Source organism: Psychrobacter sp. Ps3 (genome assembly GCF_022129275.1).
In the GTDB taxonomy this organism is placed as follows: domain Bacteria; phylum Pseudomonadota; class Gammaproteobacteria; order Pseudomonadales; family Moraxellaceae; genus Psychrobacter; species Psychrobacter submarinus.
In genome coordinates this window covers 53,137-77,364 of the sequence record NZ_JADQAL010000008.1, presented here as the reverse complement: position 1 = coordinate 77,364, position 24,228 = coordinate 53,137, and the positions used below count along the sequence as shown (strand labels likewise).

The 24,228-nt window shown below is 45.2% G+C and carries 36 protein-coding genes and 1 tRNA gene; 31 read left to right on the top strand and 6 right to left on the bottom strand.

The genetic code is table 11. The features are described from left to right. The first annotated feature begins 56 nt into the window (after positions 1–56). Positions 57–587 carry a DUF2726 domain-containing protein gene (locus I3248_RS04380; protein ID WP_201600085.1) on the top strand — a complete coding sequence of 177 codons (531 nt, stop codon included), beginning with the start codon at positions 57–59 and terminating at the stop codon, positions 585–587. Between the two features lie 14 nt (positions 588–601). On the opposite strand, the gene I3248_RS04375 is transcribed toward I3248_RS04380, so the two are convergent. Continuing rightward, positions 602–1,573, bottom strand: coding sequence for a DUF1853 family protein (locus tag I3248_RS04375; protein ID WP_238062665.1), 972 nt, complete (start codon positions 1,571–1,573; stop codon positions 602–604). Between the two features lie 196 nt (positions 1,574–1,769). Between I3248_RS04375 and I3248_RS04370 the strand changes: the two genes are divergently transcribed. Then, positions 1,770–2,072, top strand: coding sequence for a monooxygenase (locus tag I3248_RS04370; RefSeq protein ID WP_025644438.1), 303 nt, complete (start codon positions 1,770–1,772; stop codon positions 2,070–2,072). Positions 2,073–2,137: 65 nt separating this feature from the next. On the opposite strand, the gene I3248_RS04365 is transcribed toward I3248_RS04370, so the two are convergent. The 5 genes from I3248_RS04365 to gatC all read right to left on the bottom strand — a co-directional run bounded on the left by I3248_RS04365 (position 2,138) and on the right by gatC (position 6,362). Next, positions 2,138–2,214: transfer RNA gene (locus tag I3248_RS04365), tRNA-Pro, on the bottom strand. 109 nt (positions 2,215–2,323) lie between these two features. Next, positions 2,324–3,829 carry an Asp-tRNA(Asn)/Glu-tRNA(Gln) amidotransferase subunit GatB gene (gatB, locus tag I3248_RS04360; protein ID WP_238062664.1) on the bottom strand — a complete coding sequence of 502 codons (1,506 nt, stop codon included), beginning with the start codon at positions 3,827–3,829 and terminating at the stop codon, positions 2,324–2,326. A 155-nt stretch (positions 3,830–3,984) separates the two neighbouring features. Further along, on the bottom strand, positions 3,985–4,323 hold the full coding sequence (locus I3248_RS04355; RefSeq protein ID WP_025644435.1) for a hypothetical protein: 339 nt from the start codon (positions 4,321–4,323) through the stop codon (positions 3,985–3,987). Positions 4,324–4,419: 96 nt separating this feature from the next. Beyond that, positions 4,420–5,916, bottom strand: coding sequence for an Asp-tRNA(Asn)/Glu-tRNA(Gln) amidotransferase subunit GatA (gatA, locus tag I3248_RS04350; RefSeq protein ID WP_238062663.1), 1,497 nt, complete (start codon positions 5,914–5,916; stop codon positions 4,420–4,422). Between the two features lie 119 nt (positions 5,917–6,035). Further along, positions 6,036–6,362 (bottom strand): Asp-tRNA(Asn)/Glu-tRNA(Gln) amidotransferase subunit GatC, encoded by a 327-nt coding sequence (gene gatC / locus I3248_RS04345; RefSeq protein WP_025644431.1) that lies wholly within the window; start codon positions 6,360–6,362, stop codon positions 6,036–6,038. Between the two features lie 673 nt (positions 6,363–7,035). Between gatC and I3248_RS04340 the strand changes: the two genes are divergently transcribed. The 29 genes from I3248_RS04340 (at position 7,036) to rpsM (ending at position 24,228) form a co-directional block, all read left to right on the top strand. Beyond that, on the top strand, positions 7,036–8,064 hold the full coding sequence (locus I3248_RS04340; RefSeq protein ID WP_084212604.1) for a rod shape-determining protein: 1,029 nt from the start codon (positions 7,036–7,038) through the stop codon (positions 8,062–8,064). 156 nt (positions 8,065–8,220) lie between these two features. Continuing rightward, on the top strand, positions 8,221–9,060 hold the full coding sequence (mreC, locus tag I3248_RS04335; RefSeq protein WP_238062662.1) for a rod shape-determining protein MreC: 840 nt from the start codon (positions 8,221–8,223) through the stop codon (positions 9,058–9,060). A 154-nt stretch (positions 9,061–9,214) separates the two neighbouring features. Continuing rightward, positions 9,215–9,700 (top strand): rod shape-determining protein MreD, encoded by a 486-nt coding sequence (gene mreD, locus I3248_RS04330; RefSeq protein WP_025644425.1) that lies wholly within the window; start codon positions 9,215–9,217, stop codon positions 9,698–9,700. A 113-nt stretch (positions 9,701–9,813) separates the two neighbouring features. After that, on the top strand, positions 9,814–10,473 hold the full coding sequence (locus I3248_RS04325; RefSeq protein WP_037058727.1) for a Maf family protein: 660 nt from the start codon (positions 9,814–9,816) through the stop codon (positions 10,471–10,473). A 132-nt stretch (positions 10,474–10,605) separates the two neighbouring features. Continuing rightward, positions 10,606–12,246, top strand: coding sequence for an Rne/Rng family ribonuclease (locus I3248_RS04320; RefSeq protein WP_238062661.1), 1,641 nt, complete (start codon positions 10,606–10,608; stop codon positions 12,244–12,246). 333 nt (positions 12,247–12,579) lie between these two features. Continuing rightward, complete coding sequence (rpsJ, locus tag I3248_RS04315) at positions 12,580–12,891, top strand: 30S ribosomal protein S10 (RefSeq protein ID WP_025644420.1); 312 nt, start codon at positions 12,580–12,582, stop codon at positions 12,889–12,891. Between the two features lie 48 nt (positions 12,892–12,939). Then, positions 12,940–13,578 carry a 50S ribosomal protein L3 gene (rplC, locus tag I3248_RS04310; RefSeq protein ID WP_238062660.1) on the top strand — a complete coding sequence of 213 codons (639 nt, stop codon included), beginning with the start codon at positions 12,940–12,942 and terminating at the stop codon, positions 13,576–13,578. 14 nt (positions 13,579–13,592) lie between these two features. After that, complete coding sequence (rplD, locus tag I3248_RS04305; RefSeq protein WP_025644417.1) at positions 13,593–14,195, top strand: 50S ribosomal protein L4; 603 nt, start codon at positions 13,593–13,595, stop codon at positions 14,193–14,195. After that, positions 14,192–14,542 carry a 50S ribosomal protein L23 gene (gene rplW, locus I3248_RS04300; protein WP_025644414.1) on the top strand — a complete coding sequence of 117 codons (351 nt, stop codon included), beginning with the start codon at positions 14,192–14,194 and terminating at the stop codon, positions 14,540–14,542. Before rplD ends, rplW begins: the two co-directional genes overlap by 4 nt. An 11-nt stretch (positions 14,543–14,553) precedes the next feature. Beyond that, positions 14,554–15,384, top strand: a complete 831-nt coding sequence (gene rplB / locus I3248_RS04295) for a 50S ribosomal protein L2 (RefSeq protein WP_025644412.1) — start codon at positions 14,554–14,556, stop codon at positions 15,382–15,384. Between the two features lie 11 nt (positions 15,385–15,395). Continuing rightward, positions 15,396–15,671 (top strand): 30S ribosomal protein S19, encoded by a 276-nt coding sequence (gene rpsS, locus I3248_RS04290; RefSeq protein WP_025644410.1) that lies wholly within the window; start codon positions 15,396–15,398, stop codon positions 15,669–15,671. Between the two features lie 10 nt (positions 15,672–15,681). Next, on the top strand, positions 15,682–16,011 hold the full coding sequence (rplV, locus tag I3248_RS04285) for a 50S ribosomal protein L22 (RefSeq protein WP_025644408.1): 330 nt from the start codon (positions 15,682–15,684) through the stop codon (positions 16,009–16,011). A 3-nt stretch (positions 16,012–16,014) separates the two neighbouring features. Beyond that, positions 16,015–16,743, top strand: coding sequence for a 30S ribosomal protein S3 (rpsC, locus tag I3248_RS04280; protein ID WP_025644406.1), 729 nt, complete (start codon positions 16,015–16,017; stop codon positions 16,741–16,743). A 3-nt stretch (positions 16,744–16,746) separates the two neighbouring features. Next, entirely contained in the window at positions 16,747–17,160 is a 414-nt protein-coding gene (gene rplP / locus I3248_RS04275; RefSeq protein WP_025644399.1) for a 50S ribosomal protein L16, read from the top strand. Further along, positions 17,160–17,357 carry a 50S ribosomal protein L29 gene (gene rpmC, locus I3248_RS04270; RefSeq protein WP_025644397.1) on the top strand — a complete coding sequence of 66 codons (198 nt, stop codon included), beginning with the start codon at positions 17,160–17,162 and terminating at the stop codon, positions 17,355–17,357. The genes rplP and rpmC overlap by 1 nt, the downstream gene beginning before the upstream one ends. Beyond that, on the top strand, positions 17,354–17,629 hold the full coding sequence (gene rpsQ / locus I3248_RS04265; RefSeq protein WP_238062659.1) for a 30S ribosomal protein S17: 276 nt from the start codon (positions 17,354–17,356) through the stop codon (positions 17,627–17,629). Before rpmC ends, rpsQ begins: the two co-directional genes overlap by 4 nt. 181 nt (positions 17,630–17,810) lie before the next feature. Beyond that, positions 17,811–18,179 carry a 50S ribosomal protein L14 gene (gene rplN / locus I3248_RS04260; RefSeq protein WP_025644392.1) on the top strand — a complete coding sequence of 123 codons (369 nt, stop codon included), beginning with the start codon at positions 17,811–17,813 and terminating at the stop codon, positions 18,177–18,179. An 8-nt stretch (positions 18,180–18,187) separates the two neighbouring features. Further along, positions 18,188–18,505, top strand: a complete 318-nt coding sequence (gene rplX, locus I3248_RS04255; RefSeq protein ID WP_025644390.1) for a 50S ribosomal protein L24 — start codon at positions 18,188–18,190, stop codon at positions 18,503–18,505. Positions 18,506–18,526: 21 nt separating this feature from the next. Then, positions 18,527–19,063, top strand: a complete 537-nt coding sequence (gene rplE, locus I3248_RS04250; RefSeq protein WP_025644388.1) for a 50S ribosomal protein L5 — start codon at positions 18,527–18,529, stop codon at positions 19,061–19,063. Positions 19,064–19,075: 12 nt separating this feature from the next. Continuing rightward, positions 19,076–19,381 carry a 30S ribosomal protein S14 gene (gene rpsN / locus I3248_RS04245; protein WP_025644387.1) on the top strand — a complete coding sequence of 102 codons (306 nt, stop codon included), beginning with the start codon at positions 19,076–19,078 and terminating at the stop codon, positions 19,379–19,381. An 11-nt stretch (positions 19,382–19,392) separates the two neighbouring features. Then, on the top strand, positions 19,393–19,791 hold the full coding sequence (rpsH, locus tag I3248_RS04240) for a 30S ribosomal protein S8 (RefSeq protein ID WP_238062658.1): 399 nt from the start codon (positions 19,393–19,395) through the stop codon (positions 19,789–19,791). Positions 19,792–20,054: 263 nt separating this feature from the next. After that, positions 20,055–20,588, top strand: coding sequence for a 50S ribosomal protein L6 (rplF, locus tag I3248_RS04235; protein WP_025644383.1), 534 nt, complete (start codon positions 20,055–20,057; stop codon positions 20,586–20,588). Between the two features lie 11 nt (positions 20,589–20,599). Then, positions 20,600–20,950 (top strand): 50S ribosomal protein L18, encoded by a 351-nt coding sequence (gene rplR, locus I3248_RS04230; protein WP_025644381.1) that lies wholly within the window; start codon positions 20,600–20,602, stop codon positions 20,948–20,950. 2 nt (positions 20,951–20,952) lie between these two features. Next, positions 20,953–21,468, top strand: a complete 516-nt coding sequence (rpsE, locus tag I3248_RS04225; RefSeq protein ID WP_025644379.1) for a 30S ribosomal protein S5 — start codon at positions 20,953–20,955, stop codon at positions 21,466–21,468. Between the two features lie 20 nt (positions 21,469–21,488). After that, positions 21,489–21,668: a 50S ribosomal protein L30 gene (gene rpmD / locus I3248_RS04220; protein WP_025644377.1), complete on the top strand. Its 180-nt coding sequence runs from the start codon at positions 21,489–21,491 to the stop codon at positions 21,666–21,668. Next, positions 21,668–22,108, top strand: a complete 441-nt coding sequence (gene rplO / locus I3248_RS04215) for a 50S ribosomal protein L15 (protein ID WP_025644375.1) — start codon at positions 21,668–21,670, stop codon at positions 22,106–22,108. The genes rpmD and rplO overlap by 1 nt, the downstream gene beginning before the upstream one ends. Positions 22,109–22,127: 19 nt before the next feature. Then, positions 22,128–23,459, top strand: a complete 1,332-nt coding sequence (gene secY / locus I3248_RS04210; RefSeq protein WP_238062676.1) for a preprotein translocase subunit SecY — start codon at positions 22,128–22,130, stop codon at positions 23,457–23,459. A 31-nt stretch (positions 23,460–23,490) separates the two neighbouring features. Further along, positions 23,491–23,607 (top strand): 50S ribosomal protein L36, encoded by a 117-nt coding sequence (gene rpmJ / locus I3248_RS04205; protein ID WP_025644371.1) that lies wholly within the window; start codon positions 23,491–23,493, stop codon positions 23,605–23,607. A 264-nt stretch (positions 23,608–23,871) separates the two neighbouring features. After that, positions 23,872–24,228 carry a 30S ribosomal protein S13 gene (rpsM, locus tag I3248_RS04200; protein ID WP_025644369.1) on the top strand — a complete coding sequence of 119 codons (357 nt, stop codon included), beginning with the start codon at positions 23,872–23,874 and terminating at the stop codon, positions 24,226–24,228.

Sequence of the window (24,228 nt, the reverse complement as noted above, 5' to 3'; positions counted from 1 at the left end):
ATGACTTATCAGCCTACAAAGGCTGGGCGGTCGCCTCAAATTTATAAGGTAAACCTATGTCACTTGGCATTGTATTTCTGCTCGCAGCTATCGGCTTTTTGACTCTGATAGTGGTGATAAAGCATCAGTCAAATTCAAAAAGAGAAGAGCCGGCTCCTGCACCGGTAGGTGGTGACGATTTGGCGATTTGGCCTTTTGCGCCGATGCCTATTATGACCGATACCGAAGTCATCTTTTTTAATAAGCTCAAAAATGCCCTCCCTGAATATCATATCTTCGTCCAAGTTCAGTTGTCCCGCATTATCGAAGCCAACTCTGAGGAGGCCAGCGAGCGCAGCTTTTGGTTTAATCGCATCTGCCGGCAAAGCGTCGATTATGTGATTACCGATATCGACGCACAAACCACTTTAGTCGCCATCGAACTGGATGACTGGACTCACAGCAGTAAATCGCGGCAAAAGGCTGACGATAAAAAAGACAAAGCACTAGCCAGTGCCGGTATCGCTATCGTCCGCTTTCATGCTGAGCGTATGCCGAGCGCCGATATGCTCAGATACGAGATTATGCAGGTCATTGAGAACTATTGAAACAAGGCTCCACCTTAGAGTTTATTCTCACTACTAGCGCTCACATAAGGGTAAATCACCAGTGGGCGCTCTTTTAAGAAATATAGCCCCGCTTTAGGTGGCTGTCCCGTTGACCCTAGTGGCAGACTAGATAACGACTGATGCTCGTCATAAAAGTCGCGCTTGGTGAACCACTCGATATAGTGGGCTTGGCGTAGCGAGCTTTTATCGAGATGAGCAAGAGTAGTTTCATCGTTTATATCGCACCATTCATGCATAGGAAATGTCGGCTCTAGCCAGTCAAGATAAGTAAAATCAGTATAATGAACAGGCAAAAAGAAGCGACCTTTGATCACTCCATAACGTTTATCAATCTTGACGCGCCCATGATCCTCAGTATCTACCCAAACGCTGCGAAACTGCTTATTTTGCATATAAGTCATTTTGCGCTGAAGGTTATCGTTTGAATTGATGCCAACCCAGTCTTGCGGTGCGAATGGCTGCGAGCCCATAAAGAACTTAATCGCTAACTCCCAATGCTCCGTCTGCTGCTGCACATGATTATAAAGAATTAAATCAAGCTCACCTACCGTTTGCTTATCATTATACAATTGAATATTACTGGCTAAGGTCTCAAACGCGTGCAGCCCACGTGCAAACCCATCTTGTAACCAAAACGATAGCAAGCCTTCAAAGTGAAAGCCTAAGCGATTCGGACTAGGCCGCGATAATAGATAACGCGTCAAATCTTGATAAGCGTTAGTGTTATCAAGCTGCTCTAAGCGCTGCTGGTACGCTTGAAACTGCGCTAGCCAAAACTCACTATTATGAACCGCGATGGGATGAGTAATTTGATCTGGCGAGAAGTCGATCCAGTGAGTTAAGATGTTAGGGCAAGCAAGTACATACGCCAAATCACGCACATAAGGGCGACGATAAGCTTCCCATGATGGACGACCGCTAGACATAGTGTTATTCGGTGAGAGTTGAGCAATAGGCTCGGACATAGCATAAACTTGAATAGTTGATGACCTATTTAAGCTAACCGCTTGACGATTAAAAGTCTATAGGCAGTTGGCCTATAATTGGTTGTAATGATACAAGATCTACATTATCTATAATTCCATAAACAGTATCCTGTTAAAACAGTCCAATAAGTGACGGCCTAATAAATCACGGTCTAATAAATCATAGGAATAAAATATGAAATACCTGCTACAGATGGATTTCCCTTATACGGGTCCTTTTGGTGATGAGTTCTATGAGCAGATGAAAGAGCTTGCAGAGGACATTGCTACGGAAAAAGGCTTAGTCTATAAGTTATGGACAGAGAATAAAGACACGCAGGAGGCGGGCGGTATTTATGTCTTTGACCATTTAGATGATGCTAATAGATATCAAACCAAGCACACTGAACGCTTAGAGTCATTTGGCTTCAGCGGTATTCGCGCGAAGACTTTTATAATTAATGAGGAATTAAGCGCTATTACTAAGGCGTCCGTTTAATAGCTGCATAAAAAAAAGCCAACCATTGCAAGCAATGATTGGCTTTTCTGTTTAACTACTATGTTTGGTCGGAACGGCAGGATTTGAACCTGCGACCACTACACCCCCAGTGTAGTGCGCTACCAGACTGCGCTACGCCCCGAATGACTGCTATTCTACCCAAATTTCTTTAGATTGCAAGAGCTAATTGTTACGGCCCTTTATCACCTTTTAATTGCACTTATAACAGCCATTGCCCTCTTACTGACGCTCTAGCCAAGCAGCTCTTTTAAGATTTGATTGACTTGCTGAGGGTTAGCACTACCGCGGCTGGCTTTCATTACTTGCCCGACCAGACCGTTAAAGGCTTTCTCTTTACCGCCTTTATACTCATCGACCATGGTTTGATTGTTGGCGATGACCTCTTCGACCATAGCTTTAATCGCGCCGGTGTCAGTTTCTTGCTTGAGACCTTTATCTTTGATGATAATATCTGCGGCATCATCGCCGTCGCCACCTTCACGTGCGTATAAAGCGCTAAAGACCTTCTTGGCCAATTTACCTGATAAAGTATCATCAAACAGTCTGGCAAGCAGTCCTGCTAGCTGTTTAGCGCTGATAGGAGAGTCGGTGATGTCCGTGTCATCCTTATTGAGCGCGCCGAGCAGATCGCCCATGACCCAGTTTGCGGCAGTCTTAGCATTGTCTTGCCCAACCTCAGCAACGACGTCTTCGAAGTAGTCGGCAATCTCACGGCTACCAGTTAGGATACGCGCATCGTATTCTGATAGCTCAAGCTCATTCTCGAAACGATCACGGCGACGAGCAGGCAGCTCAGGCATCGCCGCTTTTATTGCATCAATGGTGGCTTGCTCGATACGTACAGGTAGCAAGTCAGGATCAGGGAAGTAGCGATAGTCATTGGCGTCTTCTTTGGTACGCATGACGCGGGTTTCATCTTTTTCAAGATCATAGAGCATCGTCGCTTGCACGACTTTACCACCGTCCTCGATAATATCGATTTGACGTTCGATCTCGCGAGCGATAGCGCGTTCGATTGAACGAAATGAGTTTAGATTTTTTAGCTCAGTACGAGTGCCAAGCTCACCGCCTGGCTGACGCACAGAGACGTTACAATCGCAGCGGAACGAGCCTTCTGCCATGACCGCATCCGAGATACCAAGCCAAGTCACGAGTTGATGGATGGCTTTGATATAAGCCAAAGCTTCGGCCGCTGAGCGCATATCTGGCTCAGAGACGATCTCGATGAGCGGCGTGCCAGCACGGTTCAGATCGACACCCGTCATCCCATCGACTGCATCGTGGACAGACTTGCCAGCATCCTCTTCTAAATGCGCGCGAGTGATACCCATACGTTTATGATATTCATTCTTTTCGCCTTCATTAACCACGACATCGATATAGCCTTTGCCGACGATAGGGTTTGCCATTTGCGTGATTTGATAGCCTTTAGGCAAGTCAGGATAGAAGTAGTTTTTACGATCAAAGGTATTAAATAGTCCTAATTCGGCATCGACGCCGATACCGAACTTTAAGGCGCGGTCGACAACACCTGTATTTAAGACAGGTAATACACCAGGGAGACCTAGATCAACGATACTCGCCTGAGTGTTTGGCTCATTACCAAAGTCGGTAGGGGCGCTTGAGAATATTTTACTGTCGGTATTGAGTTGACAGTGAATCTCAATACCGATGACGACTTCATAGCCGTCGACGAGCAGCTCTTTACGAGTTGCAAATTCTGTCATTTCCATCATAAAATCCTATCGAAAAATTAAATAAAACAGGGGTATGCTAAAAGTCTTCTAGGCTTATAGTCGCGAGCGACGATAATAGTATTTGTACCCATTTATCGTCGTTCATTAGCCCGCTAATACCGAATGTGTTGTGCTATTGGCTCAGCCTTCAGACTTTAATAGCTGTTCATCAGTTGGGTATAAGTATCTGAGAAAACCTCACTATCGCCGCCGCTTTGATAATAAGCGGGGATAATGTAGCTGACCAAGATCTTAAAATCGCCTTGCAAATACAGATCACTTACCAAAGGCTCAGCCTGCTTTGCATTCCTTTCTTCAAAACCGTAAGGAGCAATCGTCTCTTCAAACTTGCTATAGAAAGTCTTGAAAAAGCTTGGACTATCTTCAAAGTTTTTATCAAAAAACGCCTCTAACTCTTTTAGCTTAGCCTGCAAGCCAGCTGCTTGGTCATTATCTAAGCCGTAATCTTGTTTCAACATATCGATAACAGTCATCTTATATCCTTATTAGAGTCCAGTTTTACTCAGCAAAACCAATCAGCGAAACCAAGTAGTCTTATACTGTAAGTGATTTGACCCTCAACAGATAACTTATACGTTTTGCTTCGCGATAAGCGAGTTTTGCAAGTGATGATCGGTATGTTGCTGAAACAGATGCGCGGTGCTCAGCAGTTTACTCTCTTGCCAATACTGACCAATGAGCTGTAGACCGACAGGTAAGCCATCAGAGGTTAGACCTACTGGTTGGCTAAGTGCTGGCAAGCCTGCCAAATTGACCCCGATAGTATAAACGTCGCCTAGATACATAGCGGCTGGATCTAAGTTGTCACTGAGTTTATAAGCAGTAGTTGGCGCAGTAGGACTGGCGATGACATCGCAATGAGTAAAGGCCTTGTCGAAGTCCTCAACAATCATACGGCGTACTTTTTGTGCTTTGGTATAATAAGCATCAAAGTAGCCTGCAGATAGCGCATAGGTGCCGGTCAAGATACGGCGCTGCACCTCAGGACCAAAACCTTCAGAACGCGAGCGCGTGTAAAGATCAGTCAAATCTTTTGGCTCTTCGCAGCGATAGCCAAAGCGCACGCCATCGAAGCGTGACAAGTTAGAGGAAGCCTCAGCAGGGGCCAACATATAATAAGTCGCGAGCGTGATGTCAGGGTTAGTAATGTTAACCTCTACAATCGTCGCGCCAAGCGCCTCGTATTGTTTTAGAGCCGCGCGCACGGTTTGTTCGACCTCTTGATTCAAACCTTCGGTGAAGTATTCTTTTGCGACACCGATACGCAGACCATCAAGAGGCTTGTCACCCGCTGCAGCTTCAGCGTCTTTGATATCTTGTACATAGTCTGGAATGTCATGTTTGACGGAGGTAGCATCGCGCTCATCATGGCTGACCATAGGCTGCAAAAGATAAGCGCAGTCTTGCGCGCTACGACCCATAGTGCCTGCTTGATCGAGACTTGACGCATAAGCAATCATGCCAAAACGCGAGACGCGGCCATAAGTGGGCTTAATACCAGTCAAACCACAAAACGATGCCGGCTGACGAATAGAGCCGCCGGTATCGCTAGCGGTTGCCATAGGTACAAAGCCTGCCGCTACTGCTGCCGCGCTACCACCAGATGAGCCACCAGGAACGCGCTCTAGGTTCCAAGGGTTTTGCACCTTGCCATAATATGAGCTGCTATTGTCTGAGCCCATCGCAAACTCATCCATATTGAGTTTACCTAGATTAATCATCCCAGCCTCGCGGATGTTACTGACGATAGTCGCGTCATAAGGCGAAATAAAGTTATGCAGCATCTTCGAGCCACAAGTGGTCAATACCCCTTGAGTACAAAAGATATCTTTGTGCGCCATTGGCACGCCTAGCAGTGGGCGTTTGTCGCCTTGAGCACGCATAGCATCAGCGGCGCTAGCTTGCGCACGAGCGCTATCAAAGGTTGTAGTAATAAAGCTATTAACCTGGTTATCTAAGTTTTCTATACGCTTGATATAATGTTCGGTCAGCTCAAGACTGCTGAATTGCTTGTCCTGCAAGCCTGTAATCAGCTGCTCGGTAGATAAGAGATGCATCTCAGACATAAGGTGTCGTCCGTTATAGTTATAAGGCTAAGAGTTATAAAGCTAGTAGTTATAAAGCTAGTGAAAAAAGCCAGTTGAGAAATAAAAGTAAAAGGTCCTAATAAGCTCGTATCTATAGGCTATTCAATCACTTGCGGTACGAGATAGAGACCGTCTTCGACTGCAGGCGCCATAGACTGGTTACGCTCGCGGTCGATATCATGTTTGGCGACGTCGCTGCGTAGTTCTTGGCAGACTTCATGAATATTAGATAAAGCCTTAATACCTGTAGTATCAACGCCGCCTAGAGTTTTCATCAGGCCTAATACTTTACTGATATCTTCAGCGTAGCTACCAGCGGTGTCTGTATCCACTCCTAAACGTGCTAAGGTGGCGATTTCTAAAATCTCTTCACGGCTTACATGGTCGTGCTCAATAGAGGTTTTGTCGGGTGCTTGCTGTGACATAATTTCTCCAACGAAAGATAAATAATAAAAGTGCTGTGGCCCCTTGATAAGTCTCATTAATAAGAGACGCTTATCTGTATTCAAAAGCTTAAAATTCAAAATCTCAAAGGGCGAGCTGATACGCGATAGTCATATGAGTGTTATTATAAAGCATCTAAGCTAAGTTTACAGAGTAGAGGTGCACATTAGCCACCAATTGACCACAATGTATTGACGATGTTGTCCTAAATTTGCTCTTTATTTCTATTATTCTTGCCGTTACTTCTACCGGCATTTCACTACTTCTTAAAGAGAGGCTGTCTCAGCTATAAATCTGTTTTGATGAGTACAGCGTCGTAATAAAAACTAGCATAGACGGATGATACCTTGTATCTTAGTTGCACTAATTAAAAACGGCATCAATTATGAACGGCATCGCTTTAGTTTTTGTAACAAATTCTAGCATTTAAGATGTTATTTATTACTTCACTCCTGTAAATAGCCATGTTTTTTTCATCCTAAATCGGTATAATTTAGCCCACTTTCATCTTTGTAGTTTAGGGCCCTCTTGTTGCATAGGTAAGCTTTCGTTACCATAGGCGGTAAATACCGACTTTAGACTGCCAATAAGTACGCCTTAGCCGTTTCATTCGCCTCATTTGCCTTCATTTGTAAGACGCTGGATATAATAGTCATGAACCTGTTTGGATTTTTATCAAGTAATATCGCCATTGATCTTGGCACTGCCAACACCTTAATTTTTATCCCTAATAAAGGGGTAGTGCTCGATGAGCCAACAGTCGTTGCTTTGCGCAGCAATCGCACTCAAAATCCGACGGTTGCGGCGGTAGGTATCGATGCCAAGCAAATGCTAGGTCGAACGCCGGCGAACATTACCGCTATTAGGCCTTTAAAAGATGGCGTCATCGCTGATTTTGAAGTGACGCAAAAGATGCTCAAACACTTCATTACTAAGGTAAAAGCCAAACGCTTTTTGGCTCAGCCTAACGTGGTGGTTTGTGTACCTTGTAAGTCAACGCTAGTAGAGCGCAAAGCCATTCGTGAAGCGGTATCTTCAGCAGGTGCAAGCAAAGTCTTGTTGCTAGAGGAGCCAATGGCAGCGGCTATTGGTGCTGGCATGCCTGTCCATGAAGCAAGTGGCTCTATGGTGGTCGATATTGGCGGCGGTACTACTGAGATTGCAGTTATCGCGCTATCGGGCTGTGTTTATGCTGAGTCTATCCGTATTGGCGGTGATATCTTTGATGAAGCGATCATCACGCATGTGCGCCGTACTCACGGCTGCGTGATCGGTGAAACCACTGCCGAGCGCATCAAGACTGAAGTCGGTTCAGCGCTCAATGAAGAAGAGCAGCTAGAAGTAGAGGTTCGTGGCCGTAGTATGGCTGAAGGGGTGCCTAAAACCTTTACGATCAATTCGCAAGAGATTCAAAAAGCGTTAAGTGATCCGCTAAGTGGTATCGTCAGTGCGGTCAAAGCCGCGCTTGAGCAGACCCCGCCTGAGCTGTCTTCGGACATCGCTGAGCGCGGTATCGTCTTGACCGGCGGCGGTGCTTTGCTACGCGATTTGGATAAGCTTGTCTCAAGAGAGACCGGCCTACCGGTGACAGTCGCTGAAGATCCATTAACTTGTGTTAGTCGCGGCGGCGGTATGGCGCTTGATTTTATTAATAACAAAAGCTTGAATATGATCTTCGTTTAACCGCTTAAACGTCTAAGTCAATGGGCAGCTTAGTAAATGAGCAACCCTCATTAAATTTATCGATAAAGGCGGTCATAAGGCGGCCTTTATTGCTATCAGTTATAGATATTTAATCACCGCTTAGCCCTTATACTCTTTAAAGAAGCTAGATCTTATATGACTCCCAGTATTTTTGCTCGTCAGCCTTTGTCATTACGCGTCACTGCTATCGCTCTGATAGTGGCGTTGGTTTTGATGTGGTTTGATAGTAAGAATCCAGAATGGTTCAAGCCGATACGCGATACTAGCCACGCCTCTATGCAGCCGATTTATCAATCAGCGCTGCTCCCAAGCTACGCCAAACATTGGGCGAGTGGAAGGCTACAGTCCAAAGAGTCGCTGCGCCGTGAGAATGTGCAACTCAAGTCGCAGTTGCTACACGCGCAGGCCAAGCTTCAGCAGCAAGATTATATCTTGGCACAAAACGCACGCTTGCAAGGTATTTTATCGACCACAAGACCTGAGCAGTTTGATCTCAATCTGGCGCAAGTTATTGGTACCGATACCAACCTGCTCAAGCAAATCGTGGTGATTAACAAAGGCGAGCGCGATGGCGTCCAAGTGGCACAAACCGTCATCGATGAGCATGGCATATTAGGGCAAGTCATTAACGTCTATCCCAATACCAGCCGTGTATTACTCATTAGTGATGAGCAGCAATCTGTGGCAGTAACAGTCAAGCGCACCGGTCAGCGCGCGATAGTGACAGGCGTCGGTCTGCCGACCTCTTTGAGTCTAAATTATGTGTTTAAGACCTCAGATGTGCGCGTTGGTGATGTGCTGATATCCTCAGGCCTTGGCGGCCGTATTCCAGCAGGCTACCGCGTCGGTACGATTGCACATATCGAAGATACACAAGCGGATAACTTTAAGAGCATTAAGGTGACGCCCGCGGCCAATTTTGTGGATAACGCCTACGTCTTAGTGCTACAGGATAAAGAGCGCACGATGAGTTAGCGAATTAGAGAAGTAGCTCGTCATTAACTAAGCCGCTAAGAGCGTTATCAGTATCACTTCTAATCGTAACTTAAACAGCAGGCTTTAAGGTTTTTTATCTATGTTTAGCAAACCTATCAGCAATCCTCGCTAAGCTTTCGTACAGGTAGCAGTTATGGCGTATCCGGACTCTGAACATCCTACTGGGCTATTGATAAGCGCTATGGTGCTAAGCTTTATTGTTGCTTCATCGCTTAGCGTCTATCCTTTAGGTCAGTATTTAGCTGCGCTACGACCTTTATTTATGGTGATGGTGCTTATTTTTTGGCTATTATTCCAGCCACGTTATGCCGGTGTCTTTCTTGCCTTTACTATAGGTCTTATCGCTGATTTATTGACCGATAGCCTTCTTGGTCAGCAGGCTTTTGCTGCTGTGGTCGTGGCCTTTACGATTAGGCTCTCTAGTATTTATCTCAAGCAGTTAAATACGCTTAGCGCTTGGATAGTCGCCACCATAAGCTTGTTGGTATTTCAATCGACGCTTTGGTTATTACAACTAATCACCCAAAGCACTTTTATCGCTCAGTCCGCTTTTGCATTAGCGTTAAGTATCATTAGCTGGCCTTTGGTGCTTTTAGTTTTACGCAAGTTTACTCGTTAAGATCAATCATAGGCTTATAAACTAAGCCTAACCATAAGCTTTTGCGATGCTATAAATCCGCGCTTTTATCAATAAACCTGTAAGCAATCAATCCTAAGAACCCTAAAAGTATTATGTCTACTATCATTTTAGCGTCTGGCTCACCGCGTCGTCGTGAGCTGCTAGATTTAGCGCAATTGCGCTTTGACACTATGAGTGTCGATATCGATGAGACGCCTCTTACCGATGAGCTGCCGACCACTTATATAAAGCGGATGGTCAAAGATAAGTCTGATGCAGCTATTGAGCAGTTGAATTTACAGCTAGCGGATCGTACTGAGCGTACGAGTATCTCAAGCACGCCAACGGCTATTGTGTTGACCGCAGATACCATTGGCGTGCTAGCTGATGGCAAGACGGTTTTGGTCAAGCCAGTCGATCGCGCTCATGCGCATAGCATGTGGCAGCAGATGTCTGATAGTACTCATCAAGTCTGGACGGCAGTACGTGCGGTAAAAGTGCAGCTTACTTGCGATGATAAGGGAGTAGAGCTGTGGCAGATCACAGCCGAGCGGCAAATGATGGAGAGTACCGATGTCAGCTTTATCCCGTTAACTCAGGCAATGATGGATAGCTATTGGGACAGCGGTGAGCCGGCAGACAAGGCGGGCGGCTATGGTATTCAGGGCTTAGCAGCTGCTTGGGTTACTCGTATCAGCGGCAGTTATACCAATGTCGTCGGTTTGCCTTTGGCGCAGACTGTCGCTTTGATTGATGAGCTGCAAGTTAGCTAAGAGGAGCAAACTCACATAATGATACGGCAGGGGAGTGGGCAGATGCGCGTGCTATTTGCTACACTATAAATCCTTAACGAGAGTCACTGTCATTAAAGCTGTGTCATATAAGACCATATAAGAAGAGGCATTATGTCTGAAGAGCTGCTGATCAATGTTAGTCCGATGGAGTCGCGCGTAGCAGTTATGGATAATGGGGTACTCAGTGAGATCTACATTGAGCGCCATCATAAACTTGGCTTAGTTGGCAACATCTATTTAGGAACAGTGGTACGAGTGCTGCCTGGTATGCAAGCCGCATTCGTCGACATCGGCCAATCGCGTACTGCTTTTTTGCATGTCAACGATATGCAGCGTCCGCCTAGAGCTGTCAGTAAAAGCGAGCCTAGCCAAAAGCCAGATCCAGCCAGTAACAGCCAAACGACCAGCACGCTTAAGATGCAACAAGATAAAGCTGAAAGCTTAGTGTCGACACTCGCTGCTACGCCGCCGGTAGTCAGCGCTGAAAGTACAGCGGTCAAAACCACTGAAATCGTCTCTGCGGCTAGCCAAAACCTCATTCAACATCGCCTGCATGAAGGTCAGCGCATTTTAGTACAAGTCACTAAAGATCAGCTGGGTAGTAAAGGCGCGCGCCTTACTACTAACATCTCTTTGCCGTCACGTTATTTGGTGTATTTGCCATCTAGTGATCATATCGGCATCTCTCAGCGTATTGATGGCGAGGAGGAGCGCAGCCGCCTAAAGACTGAGCTGACTTGCCTGATGCAAACGGTTAATCTGCAAGGCGGCCTGATCGCGCGTACTGCCGCTGAGCGTGTCCCAGTCAATAAGCTTGAAGAGGATATCTATTATCTGCTGCAGCTGTGGCGTACTATCGGTGCGCGCCGGCAAGAAATGAGACATCATCAAAGCTCAGAGCTTATCTATCAAGAGCTATCGTTGCCGCTACGCTCCATCCGTGATTTAGTCCATATCGATACCGAAAAGGTCATCATCGATGATGCTCAAATCTACGAGCAGCTACGCTACTTTGCCAAAGAGTTTGTGCCTTTTGTTTATGACCGTATTATTCATTATACCGCTGAGCCTGCTTTATTTGATGTCCACCGTGTTGAAGACGATCTAAGCGATGCCCTAAAACGCCGAGTGAACCTAAAATCAGGCGGCTATCTGATTATCGATCAAACTGAAGCGATGACCACTATTGATGTCAATACTGGCTCCTTTGTCGGTGGTAGATCCTTAGAGGATACCGTTTATAAAACCAACCTTGAAGCCACGCATGCAATAGCAAGGCAGCTGCGTCTGCGTAATTTAGGCGGTATTATTATTCTCGACTTTATCGATATGTTGGAGCAAGAGCATAAGGATGATGTCCTAAGCAGCTTGCAGCAGCAATTGACCGAAGATTATGCCAAAACCAATATCACCCAAGTCAGCGAGCTGGGTCTGGTTGAGATGACCCGTAAGCGCACGCGTGAGTCCTTAGGTCAGCAGCTATGTGAGCCTTGTGCCACTTGCGAGGGGCGCGGGTTTGTCAAAACCGCTGAGACCGTCTGCTTTGAGATATTTCGCGAAATTATGCGCTGCGCGCGTACTTATAATTCGCCAAAGAAGTTTACGGTGGTCGCTCATGCAGCAGTGATTGACTTACTGCTAACCACAGAGGCCGATACTGTCGCTGATCTGGAGTATCTACTAGGGCGAGTTATTACCTTTGAGGTAGAGAACTTATACACGCAAGAGCAGTACGATATCGTTTTGGATTAATATTATCCTTGCAATGAGCGACAAGGTGTGTATAATACACACCACTGAATTATAAGCATCCGCCTAAGAAAAAGCGGCTGCTATGACAGCTAGAGCATCGTTTCTAGCACTATTTCATTATGGCTTTGCTGATTTTCCGATAACTGGAAGAGTCGGCGGGGCTTTAAATTATTTTGCTTTTGGCACGCTGCTGGTTCTCTTCAAGAGCCTGATTTTTCAGAGAAGTCTGACAAAGAATAAGAAGCCGCTTAAAGTAGATCTTTAACCAAACGGCTTATGTTTATCCACTTGCAGCGCAAGAATGAACAAAGCACATATTAGGAGCTTGCTGGCATGGCTAACCAGAGAATCCGTATCCGTCTTAAGTCTTTTGATCATCGTCTGATTGATCAATCGGCACAAGAGATTGTTGATACAGCAAAGCGCACCGGTGCGCAAGTTTGTGGTCCTGTACCGTTGCCGACTCGCATTGAGCGCTTCGACGTTTTAACCTCGCCACACGTCAACAAAGACGCTCGTGACCAGTACGAAATCCGTACTCACAAGCGTATGGTTGATATCGTTCAGCCTACTGACAAAACTGTGGACGCGTTAATGAAGTTAGATTTAGCGGCAGGTGTTGACGTCCAAATTGCTTTGGGTTAATACGCAACAACGCCCAATCCATTAATAGAAGATATAAAGAGGTTTAAAATGGCGATCGGTTTAGTCGGTAAAAAATGCGGCATGACCCGAATCTTCACAGAAGCAGGTGTTTCTATCCCTGTTACTGTGATTGAGGTCGATGCAAACCGCATTACTCAAGTAAAAAGTAATGACGTAGATGGCTATCAAGCCATTCAAATCACCACAGGCACTCGTCGTGACAGCCGCGTAACTGCAGCTCAAAAAGGTCACTTCGCAAAAGCTGGCGTTAAAGCGGGCCGCGGTGTTTGGGAATTTCGTACCAATGATAGCGACCTTGAAGGCCGTGAGATTGGTGGTGAGATCCTAGCTGACCTATTTGAAAAAGGTCAGATTGTTGATGTCACAGGACAGAGTAAAGGTAAAGGCTTTCAAGGCGGCGTAAAGCGTCATAACTTTAGCATGCAAGACGCCACTCATGGTAACTCAGTCTCTCATCGTGCCCTTGGTTCAACTGGTCAAAACCAGTCACCAGGTAAAGTATTCAAAGGCAAAAAGATGCCAGGTCAGATGGGTAACAAGCGCGTCACCGTACAAGGCCTAGAAGTGGTCTCAGTTGACGCTGAAAAAGGGTTACTTGTCATCAAGGGTGCCATCCCTGGTGCCACCGGTGGCGACGTCATCGTACGTCCGTCAGTCAAAGCCTAAGCAAGGGGATTAACGTGGATTTAAAAACAGTTACAGGTGCGGCGGTTGAGCTTTCTGATACGGCTTTTGGTCGTGAATTCAACGAAGCATTAGTGCATCAAGTCGTCACCGCTTATTTAGCTGGTGCTCGCCAAGGTACACGTGCGCAGAAAACCCGTGCCGAAGTTTCTGGCGGTGGCATCAAGCCATGGCGCCAAAAAGGTACTGGTCGCGCTCGTGCAGGCTCTATTCGTAGCCCAATCTGGCGTTCTGGTGGTCGCGCATTTGCTGCGAAGCCACAAGACTGGTCACAAAAAGTTAACCGCAAAATGTACCGCGGTGCTATGCAGTGCATCCTAGCTGAACTCATTCGCCAAGAGCGTTTGATTTTAGTTGAAGAGATAAGTGTTTCTGCACCTAAGACCAAAGAGCTGATCGCAAAGCTAAATGAATTAGATGCGCCGCGCGCATTGATCGTCACCAAAGAAGTTGACGAGAATTTATATTTAGCTGCTCGCAATATTCCACACGTCAATGTACTAGGTACATCTGAAGTGGATCCAGTGAGCCTGATCGCCTTTGACAAAGTCATTATGTCAGTTGAAGCTGCGAAACAATTTGAGGAAGCACTAGCATGAATAACGCAAGACTTTATCAGGTCTTAAGAGGACCTGTATTCTCAGAAAAATCTCAAATGCTTGGTGATTCATTTGGTGTGCAAGTATTCAAAGTTGATTCTAATGCCACTAAGCTTGAAATCAAAAAAGCAGTTGAGTTGATGTTTGAAGGTGTTGAAGTCACTAAGGTGAACACTTTGAATGTTAAAGGTAAGACAAAGCGTTTTGGTAGAAGCATCGGCCGTCGTAATGACTTCAAAAAAGCCTATGTTACCTTAAAAGCTGGTCAAGATGTACAAATGGCTGATGCTGGTGAAGAGGTCGCAAATACGACTGATTCTACTAGTGAAACAGCGAACAACGAATAAGGATTACACTCATGCCTATCGTAAAAGCAAAGCCAACATCACCAGGCCGTCGTTTTGTTGAAAAAGTGGTGCATCCACACCTTTATAAAGGTCGTCCTTATGCAGCACTTGTCGAATCAAAAGGTAAGTCAGGTGGTCGTAATAACAATGGTCGCATAACTTCTCGCCACATCGGCGGTGGTCACAAGCATCATTATCGTATCATTGACTTCAAACGTACTAAAGACAATATCCCAGCTGTGGTTGAGCGTATCGAATATGATCCTAACCGTACTGCTCATATTGCTCTACTTAAGTACGCTGATGGTGAGCGCCGTTATATTATTGCTGCTAAGAAGCAAAAAGTTGGTGATTCAGTATTATCAGGTGATACGGCTCCAATTCGTCCAGGCAACTGTATGCCGCTTAAAAACATCCCTTTGGGTACTGTGATCCATAATATTGAATTAAAAATCGGTAAAGGCGCACAGATGGCTCGTTCAGCGGGTGCAAGCGTACAGCTACTAGGCCGAGATGGTATCTACGCGATTCTACGTCTACGTTCAGGCGAGACTCGCCGTGTACACGTTGAGTGCCGTGCGGTTATTGGTGAAGTATCTAACACTGAAAACAACTTGAAGTCACTTGGTAAAGCCGGTGCCTCACGTTGGCGTGGTGTTCGTCCTTCAGTCCGTGGTGTCGCTATGAACCCGGTTGATCACCCACATGGTGGTGGTGAAGGTCGTGTTAAAGGTCGCCATCCAACTAGCCCTTGGGGTCAGAAGTCTAAAGGACTTAAAACGCGTCATAATAAGCGTACTGACAATATGATCATCCGTCGCCGCCGCGCCAAGAAGAAATAAGGAAGAATTTCATGCCTCGTTCATTGAAAAAAGGTCCATTCATTGATGCGCATTTGTTTGCCAAAGTTGAGAATGCTATTGACACCAACTCACGCAAGCCCATTAAAACATGGTCGCGTCGCTCGATGATTCTGCCCCAAATGGTTGGCTTAACCTTATCTGTTCATAATGGCCGTACTCACGTACCTGTCATTATCAGCGAGCAGATGGTTGGTCATAAACTAGGTGAATTTGCCCCGACTCGTACGTATCGTGGTCATGGCATTGACAGAAAAGCAAAAAGATAAGGTGCTTACCATGGAAGTAACTGCAAAATTACGCGGTGCCGCCATCTCGGCACAAAAAGTTAGACTCGTTGCTGATGAAGTTCGTGGCAAGCCGATTGAGCGTGCTTTGGATATCCTAACGTATAGCAATAAAAAAGGCGCAGTCTTTGTTAAGAAATGCCTTAACTCAGCCATCGCCAATGCCGAACATAATCACGGCCTAGATATCGACGACCTAAAAGTTGCGACTATCTACGTTGATGAAGGCATTACGCTAAAGCGTATCCTACCACGTGCTAAGGGTCGCGCTGATCGTATCAGTAAGCGTACCTGTCACATCACTATAAAGGTAGGAGAATAAGCTATGGGTCAGAAAGTACATCCAATCGGAATTCGTCTTGGTGTTGTCAAAAAACATAATGCAAACTGGTATGCTGATCCAAAGCAATACTCAGAATACCTCATCAACGACATCCAAGTTCGTGAATACTTGCGCAAAAAGCTAGACAACGCGATGATCAGCAACATTACGATCGAGCGTCCTACTGGCGCCGCTAAGATTACCATTGCCACTGCGCGTCCTGGTATCGTTATCGGTAAGAAAGGCGAAGATATCGAAAGATTGCAAAAAGAATTGACCAAAATTATGGGCGTACCTGCTCAGGTCAATATCGAAGAGATTACCTCGCCTGATCTTGATGCTCGTCTGGTAGCAGACGGTATCGGTAGCCAGCTTGAGCGCCGTGTCATGTTCCGCCGTGCTATGAAGCGCGCGGTACAAAACAGCATGCGCTCTGGTGCGAAAGGTATCAAAGTTGAGCTCTCTGGTCGTCTAGGTGGCGCTGAGATTGCTCGTACTGAATGGTACCGTGAAGGTCGTGTGCCATTGCACACACTACGTGCTGACATTGATTATGCGTCAATACGTGCGGAAACGACTTACGGCACTATCGGTGTAAAAGTTTGGATCTTCCGCGGTGAAATCCTTGACGGTATGAACAGTGTTTATAATCCGGTCAAAGAAGAGCAGACTCGTGCGCCAAAACGCCGTGGTCGCGGAAACTCAAACCGTCGAAACTCAGACAGAGGTTAAACTATGTTACAGCCAAAACGTACCAAGTTTCGTAAAATGCACAAAGGTCGTAACACAGGGCTCGCTCATCGTGGAAGCACCGTTGCATTCGGACAAATTGGTCTAAAATCTTTGACTCGTGGTCGTATGACTGCTCGTCAAATTGAAGCAGCACGTCGTACTATCACTCGTAAGATTAAGCGTGGTGGTAAGATTTGGATTCGTGTTTTCCCAGACAAGCCAATTACTAATAAGCCTCTAGAAGTACGTATGGGTAAAGGTAAAGGTCCTGTCGAGTATTGGGTCTGCGAAATCAAACCTGGTAAAGTGCTATACGAAATCGAAGGGGTTTCAGAAGAGCTTGCTCGCGATGCCTTAACGCTTGCAGCAGCAAAACTGCCCTTTAAAACTACCATTGTTAAGCGGACGATAATGTAATGAAGATCAGTGAATTACGTGATAAATCATTAGAAGAACTGACCCAGTTACTTGATGAAAAGCAACTTGATGCTTTCCGTATTCGTATGGCTAAAGCAACCGGTCAGTTGGGGAACACCCATGAAGTACGTGCCAATCGTCGTACGATTGCTCAGCTTCAGACTTTGATCAACGAGAAACAACGAGGCGACTCATGAGCGATAACAATCAAGAAACTACCAATGCTAGCGTCCTAACAGGACGTGTTGTGAGCAACAAGATGGATAAGTCCATCACGGTTTTGATTGAGCGTCTGGTTCGTCATCCTTTGTATGGCAAACAGCTTCGTCGTTCTACTAAAATCAAAGCCCACGATGAGAACAATGTCTGCCAACAAGGCGACCTTGTCCGCATCAAAGAAACGCGTCCAATCTCAAAAACAAAGTCTTGGACTTTAGTTGACGTGGTTGAAACTGTAGAAAAAATTTAAGTAAATTGCATTGAAAGTCAGAAGCTGTTAAAATATCCGCCTTTTTAGGGATGCTGATTGCGCCGAGCGTTTATCACACACCTATGAGTAAAATGCGGCTACTAGTATAAACCTGCCGCTTACTCATACTGTGCAAGCGGCAGCAACTGGCTTTTATTGCTCATACGTGTGGAGTAACGCTATGATTCAGGTCGAATCTATGCTGGAAGTTGCAGACAATAGCGGTGCAAGAAGAGTTCAGTGCATTAAAGTACTGGGTGGTTCTCATCGTCGTTATGCATCTGTCGGCGATATCATTAAGATAACGGTTAAAGAAGCTATTCCTCGTGGTCGTGTCAAAAAAGGCGACGTGATGAATGCGGTAGTTGTACGTACCAAAAAAGGCGTTCGTCGCTCTGATGGTTCAGTGATTCGTTTTGATGACAATGCTGCGGTATTGCTCAACCAAAACAAAGCACCAATTGCAACTCGTATTTTTGGACCGGTAACTCGTGAACTACGTGGTGATCAGTTTATGAAAATTGTATCCCTAGCACCAGAAGTATTGTGAGGTAACCCATGGCTAAATTACGTAAAGGCGATACAGTTATCGTGATTGCTGGTAAAGACAAAGGCAAGCAAGGTACTGTACAAGCTGTTAAAAACGATCGCATCAAAGTCGAAGGCATTAACATCGTCACCAAACACCAAAAGCCAAATCAGGCGACTGGTAGCGAGGGTGGTATCGTTAAGCAAGAAGCCTTTTTGCATATTTCAAATGTCGCAATCTTAAATGCGCAAACCCAAAAAGCAGACCGTATTACTTATCAGACGAACGATGAAGGCGTGAAACAACGCGTTTATCGCTCAAATGGTGAAGTAGTGGCGACTGCGTAAGACACTAAGGGTGTAATAGTAATGGCAAGATTAAAAGCTTTATATAACAATGAACTCAAGCAGCAGATTCAAAAAGAGATCGGTGTAGAAAATGTGATGCAAGTGCCTAAAATCACTAAAATCACATTGAACATGGGTGTCGGCGGCGCATCACAAGATAAGAAGTTACTTGAAGGTGCTGTAGCAGACATGACCGCTATCGCTGGTCAAAAGCCTGTTGTCACCAAAGCACGCAAATCAGTTGCTGGTTTCAAAATTCGTGAAGAGTGGCCAATTGGCTGTAAAGTAACGCTTCGCGGTGAGCAAATGTACGAATTTTTAGATCGTCTCATTGCTATTGCGATTCCTCGTATTCGTGACTTCCGTGGTTTTTCACCTAAAGCTTTTGACGGACGTGGTAACTACTCATTGGGTATCAAAGAGCAAATCGTATTCCCAGAAGTAGACTATGATAAAATTGATCGTATCCGTGGTATGGATGTGACAATCACTACGTCAGCAAGTTCTGATGAAGAAGGTCGTGCGTTACTCAAAGCATTCGGCTTCCCATTCAAATAAGGTAAAGACGTTATGGCAAAGAAGAGCATGATCAACCGCGAATTAAAGCGCGAAAAAATGGTTGCTAAATACGCTGAGAAGCGTGTGAAGCTAAAAGAAACTATCAGTGACATCAACGCAAGTGACGAAGAGCGTATGGATGCAATGTTAGAGCTACAAGCTCTACCACGCAACTCATCACCAGTACGTCTGCGTAATCGTTGTGCTATCACCGGTCGTCCTCACGGTTACTTCCGCAAGTTTGGCTTATCACGCAATATGCTGCGTGAGCGTGTCATGCAAGGCGATGTGCCTGGTGTTCGTAAAGCAAGCTGGTAAGGAGTAATCATATGAGTATGCAAGATACTGTTGGGGATATGCTAACCCGTATTCGCAACGCACAAATGGCTAATAAAATGTCCGTAGCTATGCCAAGCTCAAAACTACGTAAATCTATCGCTGACCTTTTGGTTAGTGAAGGTTATGTAGCCAGCGCTGAAGTTAGCGAAGAAGCGAACAACAAAGCGACATTAACTATCGAGCTTAAATATTTCGAAGGCAAAGCTGTCATCGAAACTATTCAACGTTATAGCCGTCCTGGCCTACGCCAGCATCGCGGTAAAGACAATATCCCTACTGTTAAGCAAGGTATGGGTGTGGCTATCGTATCAACCAGTCAAGGTATCATGAGTGATCGTGCTGCTCGCGCTGCTGGTATCGGTGGTGAAATCGTTGCATTTGTTGCTTAATTAGCATTTTTGCTGCGCAATAAAACGATAAAGTCTATTTGTATCTTATTAAGCTTACAGACTATTTTTTTGAATAGCTGTAAGCCTGATATCACATCAGCACTTACTAACTATAAATTGATAGGTGTTAATTAAGATCAATTATGATAAACTAACACGCTTTTTAGCCTGTTAGTTTTTTCGCTATTATCCTAACTGAATTTAATTTATGTTTTGATAGTAGTCAGCTAACAGATGTTTTAATTTTTTTAAGGAATATTCCTATGTCTCGTGTGGCTAAAGCCCCAGTGACACTGCCTAGCGGCGTAAGTGTTACTTTGAACGATCGGCAGGTCGAAGTGAAAGGCAAGAACGGTACTATGTCTTTACACCTGCATGAATTGGTCGAGCTGAAACAGGAAGATGATACTATCATTCTCTCACCTACAGTCGATTCAAAAGAAGCCATGATGCACACTGGCACCGTTCGCGCCTTACTTAACAACCACGTTAAAGGCGTTAGCGAAGGGTTCGAGAAGCGCCTTCAGCTAATCGGTGTTGGTTATCGTGCACAAGCTGCTGGCGATAAAGTAACCTTAAACGTTGGTTATTCACATCCAGTAGAATATACGTTGCCTGAAAGTGTGTCAGCTGAAACGCCAACGCAAACTGAAATTGTTTTGAAATCAAACAATAAGCAGCAACTTGGTCAAGCAGCGGCTAATATCCGTGGTTTCCGTCCGCCAGAGCCTTACAAAGGTAAAGGTATTCGTTATAGTGACGAGCGCATTATTCGCAAAGAAGCCAAGAAAAAATAAGGTGAGAGGACATGTTTGATAAAAAAGCAGCTCGTCTGCGTCGAGCTAAAAAAACCCGTGCACATATCCGTCATTTAGGCGTTAATCGTCTTACGGTAAACCGCACACCAAAGCACATCTATGCCCAGATTATCTCTCCGAACGGTGGTGAAGTGATCGCTCAGGCATCTACCTTAGACAGCAGCTTGCGTTCAGGCGCGACTGGTAACGCTGATGCAGCGACGTCTGTAGGACAAATGATCGCAGAACGCGCAAAAGCAGCTGGTATTACGAAAGTTGCCTTTGACCGTAGTGGTTTTAAATATCATGGTCGAGTAAAAGCTTTAGCTGAAGCTGCTCGCGAAAATGGATTGGAGTTTTAATCATGGCTAGAAACGATAGAAATGATAAAAATGAACAAAGCGATGGTTTAGTAGAACGCCTAGTTACCGTTGATCGCGTTGCAAAAGTGGTTAAAGGTGGTCGTATCTTCTCTTTCACTGCTTTAACGGTAGTGGGTGATGGTAATGGCCGCGTTGGTTTCGGCCGTGGTAAAGCGCGCGAAGTACCAGCTGCTATCCAAAAAGCTTTAGAAGCAGCTAAACGCAATATGATCACTGTGGATCTTAATGAAGCCACTTTGCATCATCCTATTGCAGCACGTCACGGTGCGAGCAAGGTCTATATGCAGCCTGCATCTGAAGGTACTGGCGTAATCGCTGGTGGCGCAATGCGTGCGGTACTAGAAGTTGCTGGTGTTAAAGATGTTTTAACAAAGTGTCATGGTTCTACCAATACCGCTAACGTCGTTCGCGCGACATTCAACGGTTTACGTGATATGTCAACTCCAGAGAAGATGGCAGCAAAACGTGGTAAATCTGTAGACGAAATTTTGGGTTAACTTAGACTAGGTGAGTTACGATGAAAAAAATGAAAGTCACTCAATTTAAATCAGGTGCCCATCGCCTCAAGAGCCACAAAGCTAGCTTGAAAGGATTGGGTTTACGCCGTATTAATCATACAGTCATCGTTGAAGATACTCCTTCAACTCGTGGTATGGTCAATCGCGTCAACTACATGGTAAAAGTGGAGGAAGCGTAATGGGACTTAGATTAAACGAATTATCACCAGGTGTTGGCGCGAAGAAAACTGCCCAACGTCGTGGTCGTGGTATCGGTTCAGGTCTTGGTAAGACAGGTGGCCGCGGTGTAAAAGGTCAAAAATCACGTTCAGGTTCTAGCGTTCGTTCAGGATTTGAAGGTGGTCAAATGCCTTTATATCGTCGTCTACCAAAATTTGGCTTTACCAGTAAAATGGCAATGACTACCGCTGAGGTACGTTTGTCTGAGCTGAATAAAGTTGAAGGCGATGTGATTAGCTTAGAGACTCTAAAAGCAGCTAACCTTATCCGTCACGACATGAAACGTGCCCGTGTTATGCTATCAGGCGAAGTTACTAAAGCTTATACCTTTAAAGGTATCAAAGTAACTAAAGGCGCCAAGCAAGCAATCGAAGCTGCTGGTGGTAGCATCGAGGAGTAGTAACTTGTCAAAACAATCAATGACCTCAAGTGGTATTCCGCTTAATCCTTTCGCTTTTATACGTAAGTATGACGAGCTTTGGACGCGTTTGTTATTTTTGATTGGCGCATTGATTGTTTATCGTTTAGGGTCTCATATTCCAGTACCGGGTATTAACCCGGTCAACTTGGCAGATCTGTTCTCGCGCAACGAAAACACTATTTTGAGCATGTTTAATATGTTCTCAGGTGGCGCGCTTGAGCGTATGTCAATTATGGCACTAGGTATCATGCCGTACATCTCAGCGTCAATTATTGTACAGATGATGTCGGCAGTCGTACCTTCGCTTGAAGCTCTCAAAAAAGAGGGTGAAGCAGGTCGACGTACGCTGAACAAGTATACCCGTCAAGGGACGCTTGCTTTGGCTTTGGTGCAGTCATTAGGGATGTGTGCCGGTTTGATCAGTCAGAATTTGACTTTATCTTCCGGTCTGACCTTTTATATTCCTGCTGTAACCTCGTTGGTTGCAGGCGCTATGTTCTTGATGTGGCTTGGTGAGCAGATTACAGAGCGCGGCGTAGGTAACGGTATCTCAATGCTCATTTTTGCAAGCATTGTCGCCGGTACGCCAGGTATGATTTTGCAATCGATCGAACAGGTCAATCAAGGTCAGATGAACTTGATTGTACTCTTTATCTTTGTAATATTAGGCATTGCGGTAACCGCCGGTATCGTTTATATCGAACGTGCGCAGCGCCGTGTCCCAGTAAACTATGCGCAAAAGCAGCAACAAGGTCGCAAAATTTATGCTCAGCAGCAGTCACATTTGCCGCTGAAATTAAACATGGCAGGGGTTATTCCCGCTATTTTTGCTAGCTCCTTATTACTGTTTCCAGCTAGTTTAGGGCAGTGGGTCGGTCAATCGGCTGATCCTACTTTTACCCAAAAGATATTACAAAATATAGCGTTGGTGTTGTCTCCTGGACAGCCGCTATATCTAGTACTGTTTGGTGCGATGATTATCTTCTTTTGCTATTTTTATACGGCATTGGTTTTTAGTCCACGCGAGGTTGCAGAAAACCTTAAACGTAGTGGAGCGTATATTCCAGGTATTCGCCCCGGACAACAAACTCAGCGTTATCTTGACCATGTGTTAAATCGACTAACCTTTATTGGCGCGATGTACATGACGGTTATTTGTTTGATGCCGATGGTCGTTCAATCCTCATTTGGTGTGCCGTTCCAACTTGGTGGTACGTCGCTACTGATTATGGTGGTTGTGGTAATGGACTTCATCTCGCAAATTCAAGCGCATTTGATGACCCATCAATACCATGATCAGACGTTAATTCAATCACCCACTCAGCCATAAGCGAGTGTGGTGGTTATTCAAGGAGCATTCCATGAAAGTTCAAGCCTCAGTAAAAAAGATTTGTGGTAGCTGCAAGATTGTACGCCGTAAAGGTCGTGTACATGTTATCTGCACAGCTGAACCGCGCCACAAGCAACGCCAAGGTTAATTAAAAACTGATCATGGCGTTAAGCCTAAACAGTTTGTTAAATTAATACTTGAAAAAAAGTGGCGGATGCGATATCATCCGCCACTTGCCGTAGTTCATACCAAAAAATTGTATACTTCTGCTTTAGTAGCACTCTTATTATCTGCTAATGATAATAAAAGCTTCAAAGTAGAGAGATAGAAGTGAGGTATTAACAGCAACAAATCTGAAAAATGCGCTATTTATAATAAATAATGCATATTTTTCTTTAATGGAGAGAAATCAATGGCTCGTATTGCCGGCGTAAACATTCCGGATAATAAGCATGCTGTGATTTCACTAACTTACATCTTTGGTATAGGTCGTACCACTGCTCAGAAAATTCTAGAAGCAGTTGGCATTGCCCCTACAACTAAAGTTAGTCAGTTAGATGATACACAGTTAGATGCTATCCGTGCACAAGTTGCAGAATACATGACTGAAGGTGATCTTCGTCGTGAAGTGTCAATGAATATCAAGCGTTTGGTTGACTTAGGTTGTTACCGTGGCATTCGCCATCGCCGTAACCTACCTGTTCGTGGTCAAAATACCAAAAACAACGCTCGTACTCGTAAGGGTCCGACACGCCCTCTCAAAAGATAA

Excerpts from the sequence above, each read along its gene's own strand:
- rpsQ (WP_238062659.1), top strand. The coding sequence starts at position 17,354 with ATGAGCGATAACAATCAAGAAACTACCAATGCTAGCGTCCTAACAGGA.
- rplC (WP_238062660.1), top strand. The coding sequence starts at position 12,940 with ATGGCGATCGGTTTAGTCGGTAAAAAATGCGGCATGACCCGAATCTTC.
- mreD (WP_025644425.1), top strand. The coding sequence starts at position 9,215 with ATGGCGTATCCGGACTCTGAACATCCTACTGGGCTATTGATAAGCGCT.
- rplB (WP_025644412.1), top strand. The coding sequence starts at position 14,554 with ATGCCTATCGTAAAAGCAAAGCCAACATCACCAGGCCGTCGTTTTGTT.
- secY (WP_238062676.1), top strand. The coding sequence starts at position 22,128 with ATGACCTCAAGTGGTATTCCGCTTAATCCTTTCGCTTTTATACGTAAG.
- I3248_RS04355 (WP_025644435.1), bottom strand. The coding sequence starts at position 4,323 with ATGACTGTTATCGATATGTTGAAACAAGATTACGGCTTAGATAATGAC.
- rplX (WP_025644390.1), top strand. The coding sequence starts at position 18,188 with ATGGCTAAATTACGTAAAGGCGATACAGTTATCGTGATTGCTGGTAAA.
- rpsM (WP_025644369.1), top strand. The coding sequence starts at position 23,872 with ATGGCTCGTATTGCCGGCGTAAACATTCCGGATAATAAGCATGCTGTG.
- mreC (WP_238062662.1), top strand. The coding sequence starts at position 8,221 with ATGACTCCCAGTATTTTTGCTCGTCAGCCTTTGTCATTACGCGTCACT.
- rplW (WP_025644414.1), top strand. The coding sequence starts at position 14,192 with ATGAATAACGCAAGACTTTATCAGGTCTTAAGAGGACCTGTATTCTCA.
- rplR (WP_025644381.1), top strand. The coding sequence starts at position 20,600 with ATGTTTGATAAAAAAGCAGCTCGTCTGCGTCGAGCTAAAAAAACCCGT.
- gatC (WP_025644431.1), bottom strand. The coding sequence starts at position 6,362 with ATGTCACAGCAAGCACCCGACAAAACCTCTATTGAGCACGACCATGTA.
- I3248_RS04325 (WP_037058727.1), top strand. The coding sequence starts at position 9,814 with ATGTCTACTATCATTTTAGCGTCTGGCTCACCGCGTCGTCGTGAGCTG.
- rplO (WP_025644375.1), top strand. The coding sequence starts at position 21,668 with ATGGGACTTAGATTAAACGAATTATCACCAGGTGTTGGCGCGAAGAAA.
- rpsJ (WP_025644420.1), top strand. The coding sequence starts at position 12,580 with ATGGCTAACCAGAGAATCCGTATCCGTCTTAAGTCTTTTGATCATCGT.
- rplF (WP_025644383.1), top strand. The coding sequence starts at position 20,055 with ATGTCTCGTGTGGCTAAAGCCCCAGTGACACTGCCTAGCGGCGTAAGT.
- rplP (WP_025644399.1), top strand. The coding sequence starts at position 16,747 with ATGTTACAGCCAAAACGTACCAAGTTTCGTAAAATGCACAAAGGTCGT.
- I3248_RS04320 (WP_238062661.1), top strand. The coding sequence starts at position 10,606 with ATGTCTGAAGAGCTGCTGATCAATGTTAGTCCGATGGAGTCGCGCGTA.
- rpsS (WP_025644410.1), top strand. The coding sequence starts at position 15,396 with ATGCCTCGTTCATTGAAAAAAGGTCCATTCATTGATGCGCATTTGTTT.
- I3248_RS04340 (WP_084212604.1), top strand. The coding sequence starts at position 7,036 with ATGAACCTGTTTGGATTTTTATCAAGTAATATCGCCATTGATCTTGGC.
- rpsN (WP_025644387.1), top strand. The coding sequence starts at position 19,076 with ATGGCAAAGAAGAGCATGATCAACCGCGAATTAAAGCGCGAAAAAATG.
- rpmD (WP_025644377.1), top strand. The coding sequence starts at position 21,489 with ATGAAAAAAATGAAAGTCACTCAATTTAAATCAGGTGCCCATCGCCTC.
- rplV (WP_025644408.1), top strand. The coding sequence starts at position 15,682 with ATGGAAGTAACTGCAAAATTACGCGGTGCCGCCATCTCGGCACAAAAA.
- rplN (WP_025644392.1), top strand. The coding sequence starts at position 17,811 with ATGATTCAGGTCGAATCTATGCTGGAAGTTGCAGACAATAGCGGTGCA.
- rpsC (WP_025644406.1), top strand. The coding sequence starts at position 16,015 with ATGGGTCAGAAAGTACATCCAATCGGAATTCGTCTTGGTGTTGTCAAA.
- rpsH (WP_238062658.1), top strand. The coding sequence starts at position 19,393 with ATGAGTATGCAAGATACTGTTGGGGATATGCTAACCCGTATTCGCAAC.
- rplE (WP_025644388.1), top strand. The coding sequence starts at position 18,527 with ATGGCAAGATTAAAAGCTTTATATAACAATGAACTCAAGCAGCAGATT.
- rpmJ (WP_025644371.1), top strand. The coding sequence starts at position 23,491 with ATGAAAGTTCAAGCCTCAGTAAAAAAGATTTGTGGTAGCTGCAAGATT.
- I3248_RS04370 (WP_025644438.1), top strand. The coding sequence starts at position 1,770 with ATGAAATACCTGCTACAGATGGATTTCCCTTATACGGGTCCTTTTGGT.
- I3248_RS04380 (WP_201600085.1), top strand. The coding sequence starts at position 57 with ATGTCACTTGGCATTGTATTTCTGCTCGCAGCTATCGGCTTTTTGACT.
- rpsE (WP_025644379.1), top strand. The coding sequence starts at position 20,953 with ATGGCTAGAAACGATAGAAATGATAAAAATGAACAAAGCGATGGTTTA.
- gatB (WP_238062664.1), bottom strand. The coding sequence starts at position 3,829 with ATGATGGAAATGACAGAATTTGCAACTCGTAAAGAGCTGCTCGTCGAC.
- I3248_RS04375 (WP_238062665.1), bottom strand. The coding sequence starts at position 1,573 with ATGTCCGAGCCTATTGCTCAACTCTCACCGAATAACACTATGTCTAGC.
- rpmC (WP_025644397.1), top strand. The coding sequence starts at position 17,160 with ATGAAGATCAGTGAATTACGTGATAAATCATTAGAAGAACTGACCCAG.
- gatA (WP_238062663.1), bottom strand. The coding sequence starts at position 5,916 with ATGTCTGAGATGCATCTCTTATCTACCGAGCAGCTGATTACAGGCTTG.